This window comes from Bdellovibrio sp. SBM16 (assembly GCF_056175625.1).
On sequence record NZ_JBJKJG010000001.1, the window covers coordinates 786,406 to 799,996 of the forward strand.

The window sequence follows — 13,591 nt, forward strand, 5'->3', positions numbered from 1 at the left end:
TCTTATTAAATAAATGAGTGTTTTAAAAACACTCATTTTTTTTTGCTTCTTACGAAGGGGAATTCAACTATGAAACAAGCAATCGCAATCATCTTGAGTGCAGCATTATTTGCCTCTTGCTCATCAACAACTATGATCAGAACAACTGATCCACAGGCTAAAATTTATATCGATGGCGAGTTTAAAGGTACAGGTACCGCAACTCACACAGATACAAAAATCGTAGGTTCAACAAATTCTGTACGTATTGAAAAGCCAGGGTGTGAGCCGGCTTACTACACTTTCTCTCGCAGTGAAGAATTTGATGCAGGAGCCTGTGCCGGCGGTGTATTTGTGTTAGTGCCGTTCTTATGGATCCAAAAATATAAACCAGAGCGTACTTACGAGTACAACTGTGTTTCTACGAAAAAATAATTTAGTTATTTTGTCTTTCGCATTAGCTGGCTGTTTAAATCTACCGCCAGCTAATGTCAGTTCTATTGATTCAACTTATAAATTTCAAAAACTAAGCCGCGTTAAAAATGAATCCGAAAGTGCCTCGGTCAGTGTTTACCAAGAGGTATTACGCCCAAGCTTATCTTCGCGCTGCGATTATTACCCCAGCGACAGTGTTTATTCCCAATCCTTAGCTAAACGCTGCGGAGCGGTTACTTCGTTGTTTAAAACTTTTGACCGTTTTCTGCGGGAGCCTGACGCTGGAAATTTAGGTCTGCCTATGGTAATTACAAATCATGGTGTCAGTTTCGTCGATCTGCCAAATGAAGACTGTGAACTGTAAAGTCGTGTTAGCACTCTTTTTCAGTTTCTTTTCGCTGGTCGTTACGGCCCAGCCAAAGTCAGCCTTTTGTAAGGCCTCTACACAGGCTTTAGCGAGCGGCCGAGATTTATTTGAACGCCGTCAGTTTTTGTTAAGTGTGCAGGAGTACTCGCTGGCACAAAAATTTGACTGTGCTGAAACACTTGATCAGGCGATGTGGGGGCACCTGCTTGCCGTGACCGAGCTTGGTGAACGCGATGAGATGTTTCATCTCTCGCATAAACTATATCCGGCAAAATTTTCTCTGGGCTTTCAGCAAAAGCTTAAACTCTATCAAAGTTATTATTTTTCAAAAAACGACGGCACCGTTGAAAGCCAGCGGGTAGAGGCTTTTCACAAATGGAAAGACTCGTTGCCAGAAAAAAAATCGCCGTTGCTTGCTGGAACTATGAGTGCGCTGCTGCCGGGTTCCGGTCAGGCCTATACGGGCTCGTGGCAGTCAGGGGCGATGGCGTTTTTACTAAACGCTTTATTTTTGTCGTCGACCATAGAGCTGGCGGATAAAGACCTGCACGCAACTTCATTAGTCAGCGGGGTGGTGTTTTCAATCACCTACATCGGCAATATTCTTAATGCCGCTGAGAATGCGCGGATTTATAATCAGAACTATTACCAAAGCGAAATCGAAGCCGAGAAGGCCAAACGCTTTCCGGAGTTTACGTTATGAATAAACTGGTGCTGGTCCTTTTATCCTTTGTTTTCGTGGCCTGTTCAAAGGTCGGCGTAGGATACAGTGTCGGAACCAGCCAGATTCAGAGCCGCGTTGATGATGCCTTTGATTTTACATGGACTAAAGAAAAAGATGTCGATCGGTTTTTAGCGAGCCAGTTTGAAAAAAACAAAAAACCGGTGTTTAAGAAGTTAAAAGACTTAATCGCCCGGCTTGATTCACTTTCGCAAAAAGAAAACCTAAGCCAGGAAGAGAAAGATCTTTTGCACCAGTATCTGCTGGATTACCAGAAAGAGTCGATCGCGCTGTTTAAACCAAGTTTTGACAAAGTCATGCAAGAGATCGGCGATCAGGAGCTTAAAAACTTCAAAGAGTATTCGGCAGAAAAGCTCAGCGAAGTAAAAGAAGAGGCTCTGGATAAAAAAGCATTTAAAAAAAGAAAAACCGCGAATCTAAAAAGAGTCGCCAAATTTTTACTGGGAGACCTGACTAAACCACAGGAAGAACGTATTACCAAATTCGTGGATAATCATATTGGCTTTTACGTTGAACAGATTGAGATGCGTAAAATCTTTAACGAGGAACTGATTAAACTGTACCCGAAAAAAGATAAGATGTCTGAGTTAAGTGTGGCTTACTATAGCGGGGATCAGAGTATCCGTACCGCCGGCTACAATAAGGCGCGTGCGACCTTTGAAGTAGATTTGAAAGGATTGATTTTCGGCCTTTGGGATCAAAAATCGCCTGAGCAGAAAGATTTTTTTCAAAAACGCCTTAAAGATATCAGCCTTGAAGTTGATAAAATTTTAATTGAATAGCTATTTCGATCTGAATAGCCAAGCCACAAGACTTAAGATCACACTGATTAAGATGCCGGTGGTAACCGGAAAATAGAACTTCATGTTTTCTTTTTCAATCAGTATATCGCCAGGCAGTCGCCCCAGTTTGAGGTGCTCAAAAACGCCAAACTGCCATAACAGGCCGATCACTATTAAAATAGTGCCGGCGCCGATCAGCAGTTTGGGAATAGGATCTAGAGTAAACAAAATTAGAAACGGGTTCTGAAAACAAAGCTTGTGTAAGCGTCATTTTTAGAGACATCGTCGTCAAACCAGTTCCACACCTCTAAGTGCTCAAGGCCGATTTCTTTGCCAGAATTTAAACGGTGAGTAACGCCCCAACGTAGTGACGGGCCGATAATAGTTTTATTGTCTTTGCCGCCTGAGTCGTTCGGTACATCGTTAACCATAGATACGTTCACACCCGGGCGAAGATCGATAATCCAGCTTGCTTGGTCGTACACATGTAAGTGCACATGCGCACCGAAAGTCATGACCTGATAAACTTTAGTTACGTTGTTGTCTTCTTTTTCTGTTTGTAAAAAGAAAGACCCGCCAAGATCGCCATTATCCGTGCCTGAATCCATTGATACACCGACATTCAGTGCACCTTGGTTCATACCGATATTTGCACCGAACACTTTTGTGTTCGAGCTGTACGAGGTCGAAGCCGGCGCAGGGCTTGACTGTTTGGTTTTTTGTTGGGCAAAGGCTGCTGAAGTTACAAATAAAGCAGCGATTAGAACTAAATTTTTCATTGAATTATTCTCCTTATTGGCCACGGCTGTGGCCATTAAAAATTACTTAGCTTTTGCTAATTCTTCGTCACGTAACGAACGACGTAGTACTTTGCCTACGTTTGTTTTCGGGAGTTCTTTTCTGAACTCAACAAACTTAGGGATTTTGTAATTCGTCATTGATTGTTTAGCATGCTGGATAATTTCTTGCTCAGTTAAAGATTCGTCTTTTTTAACGACGAAAACTTTGACCACTTCGCCAGAATGGGTATCCGGTACACCGATCGCCGCCACTTCTAATACTTTAGGGTGTTTGGCGATAACATCTTCAACTTCGTTAGGGTAAACATTAAAACCTGAAACTAAGATCATATCTTTTTTTCGGTCTACAATCTTAAAGAAACCTTCAGAATCCATGATGGCGACATCACCGGTGTGTAACCAGCCATCTTTAATGACTTTAGCCGTTTCGTCAGGACGGTTGTAATAACCCTGCATAACCTGCGGACCTTTAACACATAACTCGCCCGGTTCTCCGGTGAAGGTGACATCTTTACCATTGTCATCAACTAAACGGATGTCAGTGTTTGGCACCGGAAGACCGATCGTTCCGACTTTGTCCGTGCCATCAATCGGGTTTACGCAGGCAACCGGCGATGTTTCGGTTAATCCGTAACCTTCAATCACATCTGTACCAGTTGCTTGTTTCCAGCGCTCTTTAACCGCTGTTTGTAAAGCCATGGCGCCGGCCACAGAAATTTTTAAGTGTGAAAAATCCACGGTTTTAATATCAGGGTGAACCGCTAGGGCATTAAACAGGGTGTTTACGCCACTCATTAATGTGAACTTTTCTTTTTTCATGGTTTTGATAAATGCCGGAATATCACGCGGGTTTGTGATTAAAATATTCGTAGCACCGTAGCGCATGAACGCCAGACAGTTAACCGTTAAAGAAAAAATGTGGTACATCGGAAGCGGCGTTAAACAAATCTCTTCACCTTCGATTAATTTCGGACGCATCCACGCACAGATCTGTAACATGTTAGCAATAATATTTTCGTGAGTTAAAATCGCCCCTTTAGAAACACCAGTTGTACCGCCGGTGTATTGTAAGAAAGCAATATCTTTGGTGATGACCGGTGGCTGGATATAAGTTTTCGTCGAACCAGCATCTAAGGCATCATTAAAAGTCGTGTGCTTAAAGTTATACGCCGGAACCATTTTTTTAACGTGTTTTAGAACAAAGTTGATTAAATGTTTTTTCGGAAATCCTAAAAGATCACCGACTTCAGTCACAATCACGTTTTTAATCGGCGTCTGTCCCTGGATTTGTTCATACAAGTGGGCAAACTGCGCTAAGATCACAAGGGTTGTGGCGCCTGAATCGTTAAATTGGTGCTTCATCTCCGGAGCTGTGTAAAGCGGATTTGTGTTAACGACGATAAGCCCTGCGCGCATGGCGCCGAATAGAGCAACCGGAAACTGTAAAACGTTTGGCATCTGTAAGGCAATTTTATCGCCTTTTTTTAAGCCCAGGTCGTTTTGTAAGTAAGAGGCAAATTGTCCTGATAAAACATCAAGATCATGGTAAGTCAGGCTGGTTCCGAAGTTTTTAAACGCGATTTTGTTGCGAAATTTTCGTACTGATTCGTCAAAGACTTCCAGAATATTCGAATACTCGTCAGTCTCAATAACGTGTGGTACAACTTTTGGATACTTTTTAAGCCAAATTTTTTCCATCATACATCCCTTATTTGTCGTTAACATGTTGCTCTTTGAGTCGTAGTGCAATTGCACTCTTGGTTCATAGTGCAATTGCTCAATTATCTTCAACTAAAACTTGTAAAATGAAAACAAGAAACCGCATAATAAAGCTATGAAACTGATTTTCATAACGACATGTATCACACTGACTTTTTTGTTCGGCTGCACAAAAAAACAACTGCCGGCCAAAGAAGAACACTCAGCGCCGCAGTCAGAAAGTGATGTTGCGCGGCCGGTGAACGCCGTTATTTCTGGAGGGGATAAAACCACCCCTGAAAGCGAAAAAGCTTTTACCAGAATGCTTGGTTCAAATCTTAGGTTTATCGGAAGCCTTGAAAAAGAAGTGTTAAATTTACTGCTGCCTAGCAGTAGCCCCGAAGTTAATCAGTTTGAGGTGCTGGCCTACGGCTTTGATAAGTTTAACGGGGCTAAAACCGGCTTCCTCAACGGTTTTGGCTGCCAGAAGATTGCTGTGCGTGGCGCAGCAAAGAAGTTTGAAGTTTTCAGCGAATGCACTAAGCCGGCAAAAAAACTGGCAGAAATCAGTGAAGATCTGGGACGTACCACCAGTTACACCGTCGTGTTTTTAACCTCTAACTGGAAAGTGATCTTAGGTAACGCCGCGGGAATCAATCCTGAGCGTGTCTGTCATTTTACATTAAGAGACAATAAGGTGCAGACCATGGATTGCCAAGAAACGGTGTTTGGTCCACGGGTTTCGGGACTTGATATTAATCTGCACGAATTAAAAATCCGTAAATACAGCTTTAACCGCAACCAGGCTGAGGAGCTGGTGATCGAAGGCGGGCAGTTTCGCGATATGATCGAGATTAAAAAAATCAATCTGACGGTTCCGATCAGCGGTAAAATATCGATCATCGAAAAAGAACTTAAAGTAAAAGATGATTTTGCAGATATGCAGAATAAACTACTGGGCTTAGAAGAAGTTAAGCCGGTACCACAGGAAATCAAACAGGACAAAACCAATGAAGAAAAAAGTGGGAAAGAAGAAGCCATCACGCCGCACACCGCAGAGCCAGAGTACATCAACGAAGCGCAAGCAAGCTCAGGCACCGCGCAAAGCGAAGAACAAAACAGCCAGCCGCCCGCGCAGGAAAGCTACGGCGAACAAGCGCCCGAGCAGCACGAAAACCAGTCCGTCCCGCCGCAGCCTCCCGAGCAGCACTATGGACGATAAACTTGTTGGCCAGCCGTTGCCGGATTTAACGGTTGAGTCTTCATCGGGAACGCCGGTGAACCTGAAAAGTCTCAAAGGGCATAAGACGGTGTTATATTTTTACCCGAAAGACAATACACCGGGGTGCACGATCCAGGGAAACGAGTTCAATGCCTATCTGCCAGAGTTTAAAAAATTAAATACCGTTATCTACGGCATTTCGCGCGATAATTTAAAGTCGCACGAAAAGTTTATCAATAAATGTAATTTTAAATTTACACTCTTGGCCGATACCGAAGAGCGTTTATGTAAGTTCTTTGACGTGATTAAAGAAAAAAACATGTACGGAAAAATGGTTTTAGGTGTTGAGCGATCAACCTTTATCGTTGATGAAAACGGAAAAATTGTAAGCAGCCAACGTAAAGTTAAAGCCGAAGGGAACGCAGCTCTTACTTTAGCGAAGCTAAAAGCTCTGTAAAACCATCGATCTCTGATTTTTGGGTGTCCCAGCTGGTCATCAGACGGCACTCAAAAGTTTTTTCATCCCAGACGTAGAAAAAATACTTCGCTTTAAGGGGTTTGATCAACGGCTGCGGGATCTGGGCAAAGACCGCATTACTTTCAACCGGATAGCTGATGTGCGCATAGCCGGTTAATTTTTCGCGTAAGTACTGCGCCATCGAACACGAGTGTTCGGCAATTTTTAAGTACAGATTATCATTTAAAAACGCCAAAAACTGCGCCGCTATAAAACGTGTTTTTGACGGCAGCTGCGCTGCCTGTTTGCGGATATATTTAAAGCCTTTGGCGATCGCCGGATTTAAAATAACCACGGCTTCGCCGAACATCAGTCCGTTTTTTGTACCGCCAAATGACAGGACATCGACGCCGAGATCACTGGTCAGCGCACGCATAGGGCATTTTAACTGATAAACTGCATTCACAAAACGCGCCCCATCCATGTGCACTAAAAGGTTTTTGCTTTTTGCCCAGGTGGTTAAAGCTTTAATTTCATCGGGCGAATAAAGAGTGCCGACTTCGGTGGGTTGGGTAAGGCTGATCATTTTTGGCTGGGTGTAGTGCTGGTCTCCTAAGCGGATGTAGTGTTTTTCCAGTTCTGCAATCGTGAGTTTACCGTTATGGGATGTTACCGGGATAAGTTTGCCTGCGAAAAATTCAGGGGCCGCGCATTCGTCCTGATTCATGTGACTCATGTCGGTCACAAAACATGATTCATAACTTTTCATCATCGCTTTTAGAGATAAAACATTTGCGGCGGTGCCGTTAAATACAAAAAAAGTTTCAGCAGTGTTTCCAAAGTGGGATCTAAAAACGTTCTGACACTGTTCGGTCAGTGCATCAGTGCCATAGCTTGGGGCGTGGCCGGTATTTGCGCTGCTTAACGCCTGAAGAATTACAGGATGTACACCTGAATGATTATCGCTGCCAAAACCGCGCATAGAGTGTGTCCTTTGTATGCCTTACGAATTGTAAATAAAATGATGCAGAAGCAGGGCTGCCGTTTTTGAGGTCTGGAAATCACGGTCCAGCGGTGGCGATACTTCGTACACCCCAAAACCACGTACGCTGCACTTTGTGTATAACTGGCCTAAAAAACGTAAACAGTCATCGATCTTTAAACCTGTTGCCCAGGCCTGGCTACAGCCGCCGGCCTCACTTGCTGTTAGCGCATCAATATCAAAACTGACAAACACCGGTTGATCCGGTTCAACATCTTTCAGGGCTGTTTGTGTCCACACCGCGCCCCAGCCGCTATTTTGCAGAGTTTCAAGGTCGACGATCTGAATATCGCGTTCTTTCGCCCAGCGGATATGATGGGGAGAGTTGCATTGATTCTGAATACCGATCTCGATGAGTTGGAAACGATTTTGGTGTTCTTCGTATAAACGGTAAAACGGAGTCCCGCTGTTTGGGCCGTTTTTAGGCGGACGCACGTCCATATGAGCATCAAAATTAATGATGATCGGTTTTTTCTTATGCGCGCTCTGGTAGCGGTCAACAAAGGCTGCGCTGTCGGCAAAGCCATAGTCGTGGCCTCCGCCCAGACAGATCACCTTAGATTCTTGCATCAGGCATTTAAGCAGGTGTTTGCGGGCCATATCATGGCGAACAGCAATGTCACCGGTTGTCAGAGCAAGATCACCGTAGTCGTGAATACTGTTTCTGAAGACGGTCTTCTTGTAGGAAGGAGTCATTTTATAAAGAAACTGGCGGATCAGGCGCGGGGCTTCGGCTGCGCCGGTACGACCGCCGTTGAGTTTAATGCCGTCATCATCGGGGTATCCGAAAATAACAAAGTCATTGGCTTTAAGAGTGGCGGTATTAAAAGGACGGGCTAAGTCGCCAAGGCGAATATCTTCAGGGTCGTTTTTGCTAAAAAACAGGTCTTGTGAAATGGGTAGAAACAAAAGCTTATCTCCTAAGAACAATTGTTCCTAGGGTAGCGTCAGTCCGGGCATCAAACAACAGTATTTCTACGTGGCCATCGGTTATGATATTTAACTCGCCGACAAATTCACTGTTGCTGTTTGAGATTAATAAGTTCCATGCGCCGACATCTGGATTGATAAAGTAGTTGTACTTACCAAAGGTGTCTGGATTCGTGCCGCGAACGCATAAGCCGGATTCGGTCGGGGCAAAAACATACAAACGGGTAAAGGTTGTAAATTCGTAGCACATGTTTGAATCGCTGCGCCACATACCCAAAAGAATGTCTAAACCGACGTAATCGACCGAAGTGACGTAAATCAGGCTTGGTGCAATGCTGCTGAAATTAGCCGAAACCGAGGCAAAGTCGCCGTTTTTAAGGCGTTTAATCTGCTGTTCTGAGACCGAACTGGTGAAATCTAAAGTGTAAGCAATCTGGTTTTTGGTAACGAGTAAGTAGGTGCTGTCGATGATTTTAATGCGGCCCTTAATCGTTTCAGAGGCGTGCGCTGAAATCGAAAAAGCGAAGCAAAACACCAGGTTTATCAGCAGAACTACAAGTTTAAATGCAGGTTTGATTCTTCGCATACATGTCAAAAAACACGACCAGATTTTGAAGTCATTAAAAAACAGTTCAGGTAAATCTAGCGCCTAGCGTCACAATTGCGTTATTGATCATTTTTTATAAATTTTTCACAATAAAAACAAGGATTAGTTCACGTGAAAAATATGAAATCTCAACTCGCCAAAATTCTGCTGTGTCTGCTGCTACTCTATCCGATAGCTGGCTTTGCACAATCGCGCGGCGGTGGCAGTTCGCGTGGTTCGGTTTATGTCGCCGGAAAATCAGGTGTGCTGTTGGATTTTGGCCTGCATTACGGGCAGTCTGAAGCCACCGGTAACCCCAGCACCCAAGACTTTAAAAATAACACCTCAGTCTATGACATCAAGCTTGGCTATGTGGGCGACGAAAACTTTTACTTAGGTGCTTTGTATTCGGTTAAAAACCACTCTACAGCGGCTGGTACAACCAACGGTAAGACCGGCGGTATCGGTGTCGGTTATTTTTTTCGCAATAATTTTAATTTTCGTGCTTTTTACCGTCATGGTGAAGCTTTCGGCGAATACCATAAGGGCTCAGGTTTTCAGGCCGACCTGGAATACAAGGTAAGCTTTGCTTCAAATTTTTATATCGGCGCGCTGGTCTCACACCGTCAGGTAACATTTAAAGAAAACGACACGATTTTAAATTACGAAGATTTCACACTAAAAGAAACCTATCCAGCGATCAGCCTCGGGTTTTTGATTAACTAATTAAGTAAGAAGGTTATTATGTTTTTTCATGAAACGGTGGTGCAGGAGACGCATCTCGATGTTTTTGGTCATATGAACAACGCCCGCTATCTGGAGTTATTCGAAGAAGCGCGCTGGGATATTATCACCACCAACGGTTTTGGCCTGGCTAAGATCAAAGAAACCGGACAGGGGCCGGTAATTCTTGAAGTGAATTTAAAATTTATCAAAGAACTCTATGCGCGCACCAAGATCAAAATTTCGGTCGAATGTACAGAGTATAGCGGCAAGGTCGGTAAACTTAAACAACAGATGCTTAACGAAAAAAATGAAGTCTGTGCCGAGTTGATTGTGGTCTTTGGATTATTTGATCTAAAAGCGAGAAAACTGATTCCGGCAACGGATGACTGGAAAAAAGCAATTGGTATTTCATAGGTATTAGTTCAGTTGAGCTAATACCCAATGCGCAAGTTCGGCTAACTTTGGATCTTCGGTGTATCTGGCGACGTTGGGTCTAAGTGATGTCATGCGGCGGTTGGCGATCACCACCATAGCATTGCGTTTTAGGCCAAAACCGCCCGAGCGCAACATCGGGGTGCCGTAGAACATCTTCTGGATTTTTTTATTCGAAGAATCCAGAATCGTGCGAAAAAAATCTTCTAATTCAGTCTCTTGCTGCTGTGAAAGTGGTGTTACAAGGTCTTTAGATTTTTTCTGATCACCCTCGGGCAATAGATTTAAACGTTTCTGATTCCACGGACAGACCGTCTGGCACATATCGCAGCCAAAAAACCAGTCGCCGATTTTTGGGCGTAATTCAACCGGTGCGGTTGATTTTGATTCGATGGTTAAATACGAAATACACTTGCTGGCGTTAAGCTGTTTGTCTCCAGATAAGGCTCCGGTTGGGCAAATGTCGATGCATTTACTGCAGTTTTTGCACAGCTCTTCGTGCAAGGGGATTTTTTCGTTTACCTCAAGTGAAGTTAAAATTTCGGCCAGAAAAAACAAACTGCCTTTTTGCGAGTGGATAATGCAGGTGTTTTTACCGAACCAGCCAAGGCCCGCCTGATAGGCGAGATCGCGCTCCAGCACCGGGCCCGAATCCACATACTGAAGAAAGTGCTGATCCGGATATTGTTTCTGTAGGTAGCTAATGGCAGCAGTCAGTTTTTCTTTGAGCCAAAAGTGATAATCATCGTTCTGGGCGTACAGGGCCGTGCGAGCCGGAATTTTTAAATCGTAAGGGCGGATTACCGGAAAATAATGAAAACCAACAGTAATGGCCGAGCGTAAACTTGCATGAAGTTTCAGTGGATCTTCTTTGGTGGGTAGGTGAGTCTCCAGATAATTCATGTCGCCGTGCTGGCCGCTCATGATCCAGTTCTTGTAAAACTCAATGGTCATTGGCTTTGTCAATGCTGTCGCACTGATTAAATCAAAGTTCTGCTGGGATTTAATTAACGCAAGATGCGCTTTCAGCGGTGTATCCGCCATTAAATCCAAGGGATCTTTGAATAAATTTTTCATTGAGTGTGGCTCTGAAACCATGAATGATAGTGTATATGAGTCACTCTGTTTATGAAATTGATTTTACGGCGGCCTTGAATTTACTCGAGCCAGTAAGTTTTATTTACAAAGTGGCCCAGCGTTTAAGCGAAAAAAAGCGCGCCTGCTGGGTGGCCGGCGGTGCCGTCAGGGATTTATGGCTTGGCCGCACACCGAAAGATATTGATCTGGTCACGGATGCCCTGGATGAAGAAATCCTGGAGCTTTTTCCTAAAGCCGTTCTGGTAGGGCAAAAATTCGGCGTGTATAAACTTCCGTTTTCGCACGAAGGTCGCAACATAATAATTGATTTAACGGTGTTTCGCGATGAAGACGACTACGTCGATGGCCGCAGACCGCAGACTATCAAACGGGCAACGCCGCTTGAAGATGCCAAACGCCGCGATTTTACCATTAACGCCTTATTCTATGATTTAGAAAACCATGAAGTTATTGATTACGTCGGCGGAGTAGATGATTTGCAAAGTAAAACCTTGGCTTGTGTCGGTGATGCTGAGCGCCGGTTAAACGAGGATCATTTGCGCTTGCTGCGCTTGGCGCGCTTTAAAGCGCAGCTGGGTTTTACTGTGCTGGATAAAGATTTAACGGCAGCGCTAAACCTATCAGACTTAATCCGCACCGTCAGTGGTGAGCGGATCTATGAAGAAGTTTTAAAAGTCGTGCAATCGCACAGTGAATCGCTGTTCTGGTCGCAGGAGCTTACCCAAAAACTGTGGAGGGCGCTCGGGGCAGAGCTATGCACGCAGCACCTGCCAAAGCTTGCGTTGGTTAAACACACTGGATTGGCTGCTAATCTGCAGCTGGTGCTTAATGTGGTTTTGCTTTGGAATTTTGCACCAGAAGCGGCCGAGTTTTTAAAAGCACGGTTAAAATGCGCCAAAGAAGAAGTGCTGTTTGCGAAAAAAACGATTGAATACCGGCAGCTTCTTACCCCGCAAATAACCGCCCTCGAGTGGGCCCTGCGGGTTGATACTGAGCGGGAGCGTGAGCCGGCTCTGGGGATTTTAGAGTTTTTTTCTGCGATCGGGGATCTGGAACAGCCGGTCCTTACTGATATTAAGCAGTATTTATCTTTTCATGCAAAGCCGCTTATAACCGGCTCTGACCTGGTCGGGCGGTGTGAGCCGGCCAAAACCCAGGGGTTACTGCGGGAGGTTCGCCGCCTGCAGTTTGAAAAAAAAATCAGGACCCGTGATGAGGCCCTGACTTATTTGCGTTCGCAAAGTTTAATTTCTTAGATTATTCAAAGACGATAAATTCAAAGTGACAGATGCTGCCGTTGACCGTAAATGGAATCACCAGGCTTTGACCGTTTGGATTTACCGTGGCCGGCAAATTCTTGGAAAAACAGGCTTCAGGGCGGCCCATGCCGAACTGAAAACCGGTGTTTGAGGCTTTGGTTTTAATTAGACCGTAGATCATGTTACTGATTTCGCCTACGCCATCTAAGATGTCCTGTGATTCCGGATCGACCTTGTCGCCTAACATGCCTTCAAGAATTTCGATGACCGGTTTGGGATCGAAGTGAAAGCGCACCTGCAAAGGTTTATCGTTTTGTTTGATATTTAAAATCACTGAAATTGGGGTCGGTACCGTCCAGGTGCTTGCGAAAAAGTGCGGCTTAAACTCAGTTTGAAATGAGCCCAGCTGGCTAAGAGTACCCTGGATACCGGCGCAGATATTTTCTACGACCAGCTTTTCAAAGATCGGATGTTTTAATGTCGAAATTTTTATTGCGGTAGACACGTTTATGCTGCCTTCGCGCCGTGATGCTTGGTGTATACGCGGGTTAACTTTTCTTTTAATGTGGCAGCATTAAACGGTTTAACCACGTATTCTGAAACACCGGCTTTGGCTGCTTCAATGATCTGTTCTTTTTCACTTTCAGCTGTAACCAGCATAAAAGGCGTTTCTTTTAACTTAGGATCGGCTTTGCAAGCTTTGAGTAATTCTAAACCGGTCATGTTCGGCATATTCCAGTCAGACACGATACACTGAAATGGAGTACCGCCATTGGCAGCATCTTGAATTAACTGGAAAGCGGCTTTGCCGTCTTCTGCTTCTTGGATATCGCTGTATCCTAGTTCGGTAAGTACTTTTTTAACGACTTTGCGCATGGTTGCAAAGTCATCGACGACTAAAAATTTGGTATTTGGATTAAACATGGCTTGGACTCCTCAGGCCTACCTATCGGTTAAATGAAGTGATTTCTTATGTTAAAAATCACATATTTTGGCGATTTTTCAGGGTTTTGACGGGGGGCGGTCTAGTTTTTAA

Annotated in this window: 18 protein-coding genes; 9 read left to right on the plus strand and 9 right to left on the minus strand. The window is 44.3% G+C overall.

The features are described from left to right. The first annotated feature begins 69 nt into the window (after positions 1–69). From AC04MM_RS03575 to AC04MM_RS03590, 4 genes are read left to right on the plus strand one after another with little or no spacing between them, the layout of a single operon-like run. The gene (locus AC04MM_RS03575) at positions 70–414 is read left to right on the plus strand and encodes a PEGA domain-containing protein (RefSeq protein WP_475378941.1); all 345 of its coding nucleotides are present in this window, start codon (positions 70–72) and stop codon (positions 412–414) included. Further along, a complete protein-coding gene (gene yidD, locus AC04MM_RS03580) occupies positions 395–778 on the plus strand; it encodes a membrane protein insertion efficiency factor YidD (protein ID WP_475378942.1) in 384 nt (127 codons plus the stop codon). Before AC04MM_RS03575 ends, yidD begins: the two co-directional genes overlap by 20 nt. Further along, the gene (locus tag AC04MM_RS03585) at positions 768–1,484 is read left to right on the plus strand and encodes a hypothetical protein (RefSeq protein ID WP_475378943.1); all 717 of its coding nucleotides are present in this window, start codon (positions 768–770) and stop codon (positions 1,482–1,484) included. Before yidD ends, AC04MM_RS03585 begins: the two co-directional genes overlap by 11 nt. Continuing rightward, positions 1,481–2,305: a hypothetical protein gene (locus AC04MM_RS03590; protein ID WP_475378944.1), complete on the plus strand. Its 825-nt coding sequence runs from the start codon at positions 1,481–1,483 to the stop codon at positions 2,303–2,305. The genes AC04MM_RS03585 and AC04MM_RS03590 overlap by 4 nt, the downstream gene beginning before the upstream one ends. On the opposite strand, the gene AC04MM_RS03595 is transcribed toward AC04MM_RS03590, so the two are convergent. The 3 genes from AC04MM_RS03595 to AC04MM_RS03605 are packed head-to-tail and all read right to left on the minus strand — an operon-like array spanning position 2,306 to position 4,803. Then, entirely contained in the window at positions 2,306–2,533 is a 228-nt protein-coding gene (locus AC04MM_RS03595; RefSeq protein WP_475378945.1) for a DUF2905 domain-containing protein, read from the minus strand. It lies immediately after the preceding gene. Between the two features lie 2 nt (positions 2,534–2,535). Continuing rightward, positions 2,536–3,084, minus strand: coding sequence for a hypothetical protein (locus AC04MM_RS03600; RefSeq protein WP_475378946.1), 549 nt, complete (start codon positions 3,082–3,084; stop codon positions 2,536–2,538). A 42-nt stretch (positions 3,085–3,126) separates the two neighbouring features. Next, positions 3,127–4,803 carry an AMP-binding protein gene (locus tag AC04MM_RS03605; protein ID WP_475379033.1) on the minus strand — a complete coding sequence of 559 codons (1,677 nt, stop codon included), beginning with the start codon at positions 4,801–4,803 and terminating at the stop codon, positions 3,127–3,129. A gap of 136 nt (positions 4,804–4,939) precedes the next feature. On the opposite strand from AC04MM_RS03605, the gene AC04MM_RS03610 reads away from it, so the two are divergent. Together AC04MM_RS03610 and AC04MM_RS03615 are read left to right on the plus strand one after the other, a co-directional pair. Further along, positions 4,940–6,025: a hypothetical protein gene (locus AC04MM_RS03610; RefSeq protein WP_475378947.1), complete on the plus strand. Its 1,086-nt coding sequence runs from the start codon at positions 4,940–4,942 to the stop codon at positions 6,023–6,025. Beyond that, positions 6,015–6,482 carry a peroxiredoxin gene (locus AC04MM_RS03615; protein WP_475378948.1) on the plus strand — a complete coding sequence of 156 codons (468 nt, stop codon included), beginning with the start codon at positions 6,015–6,017 and terminating at the stop codon, positions 6,480–6,482. Before AC04MM_RS03610 ends, AC04MM_RS03615 begins: the two co-directional genes overlap by 11 nt. Here the strand turns inward: AC04MM_RS03615 and AC04MM_RS03620 are convergent. From AC04MM_RS03620 to AC04MM_RS03630, 3 genes are read right to left on the minus strand one after another with little or no spacing between them, the layout of a single operon-like run. After that, entirely contained in the window at positions 6,454–7,464 is a 1,011-nt protein-coding gene (locus AC04MM_RS03620) for a threonine aldolase family protein (RefSeq protein WP_475378949.1), read from the minus strand. The two genes, AC04MM_RS03615 and AC04MM_RS03620, sit on opposite strands and share 29 nt — an antisense overlap. Positions 7,465–7,485: 21 nt before the next feature. Continuing rightward, positions 7,486–8,433 carry a formimidoylglutamase gene (locus AC04MM_RS03625; RefSeq protein ID WP_475378950.1) on the minus strand — a complete coding sequence of 316 codons (948 nt, stop codon included), beginning with the start codon at positions 8,431–8,433 and terminating at the stop codon, positions 7,486–7,488. 4 nt (positions 8,434–8,437) lie between these two features. Beyond that, a complete protein-coding gene (locus AC04MM_RS03630; RefSeq protein WP_475378951.1) occupies positions 8,438–9,040 on the minus strand; it encodes a hypothetical protein in 603 nt (200 codons plus the stop codon). A 141-nt stretch (positions 9,041–9,181) separates the two neighbouring features. On the opposite strand from AC04MM_RS03630, the gene AC04MM_RS03635 reads away from it, so the two are divergent. Next, a complete protein-coding gene (locus AC04MM_RS03635; RefSeq protein ID WP_475378952.1) occupies positions 9,182–9,766 on the plus strand; it encodes a hypothetical protein in 585 nt (194 codons plus the stop codon). 18 nt (positions 9,767–9,784) lie between these two features. Next, positions 9,785–10,180, plus strand: coding sequence for an acyl-CoA thioesterase (locus AC04MM_RS03640; RefSeq protein WP_475378953.1), 396 nt, complete (start codon positions 9,785–9,787; stop codon positions 10,178–10,180). A 3-nt stretch (positions 10,181–10,183) separates the two neighbouring features. On the opposite strand, the gene queG is transcribed toward AC04MM_RS03640, so the two are convergent. Next, positions 10,184–11,275 (minus strand): tRNA epoxyqueuosine(34) reductase QueG, encoded by a 1,092-nt coding sequence (gene queG / locus AC04MM_RS03645; RefSeq protein ID WP_475378954.1) that lies wholly within the window; start codon positions 11,273–11,275, stop codon positions 10,184–10,186. 35 nt (positions 11,276–11,310) lie between these two features. Between queG and AC04MM_RS03650 the strand changes: the two genes are divergently transcribed. Beyond that, complete coding sequence (locus tag AC04MM_RS03650; protein WP_475378955.1) at positions 11,311–12,552, plus strand: CCA tRNA nucleotidyltransferase; 1,242 nt, start codon at positions 11,311–11,313, stop codon at positions 12,550–12,552. 1 nt (position 12,553) lies between these two features. Here AC04MM_RS03650 and AC04MM_RS03655 read toward each other — a convergent pair whose 3' ends face one another. Both AC04MM_RS03655 and AC04MM_RS03660 read right to left on the minus strand, forming a co-directional pair. Further along, positions 12,554–13,060, minus strand: a complete 507-nt coding sequence (locus tag AC04MM_RS03655) for a chemotaxis protein CheX (protein WP_475378956.1) — start codon at positions 13,058–13,060, stop codon at positions 12,554–12,556. A 2-nt stretch (positions 13,061–13,062) separates the two neighbouring features. After that, positions 13,063–13,479: a response regulator gene (locus AC04MM_RS03660; RefSeq protein WP_475378957.1), complete on the minus strand. Its 417-nt coding sequence runs from the start codon at positions 13,477–13,479 to the stop codon at positions 13,063–13,065. Positions 13,480–13,591 lie beyond the last annotated feature (112 nt).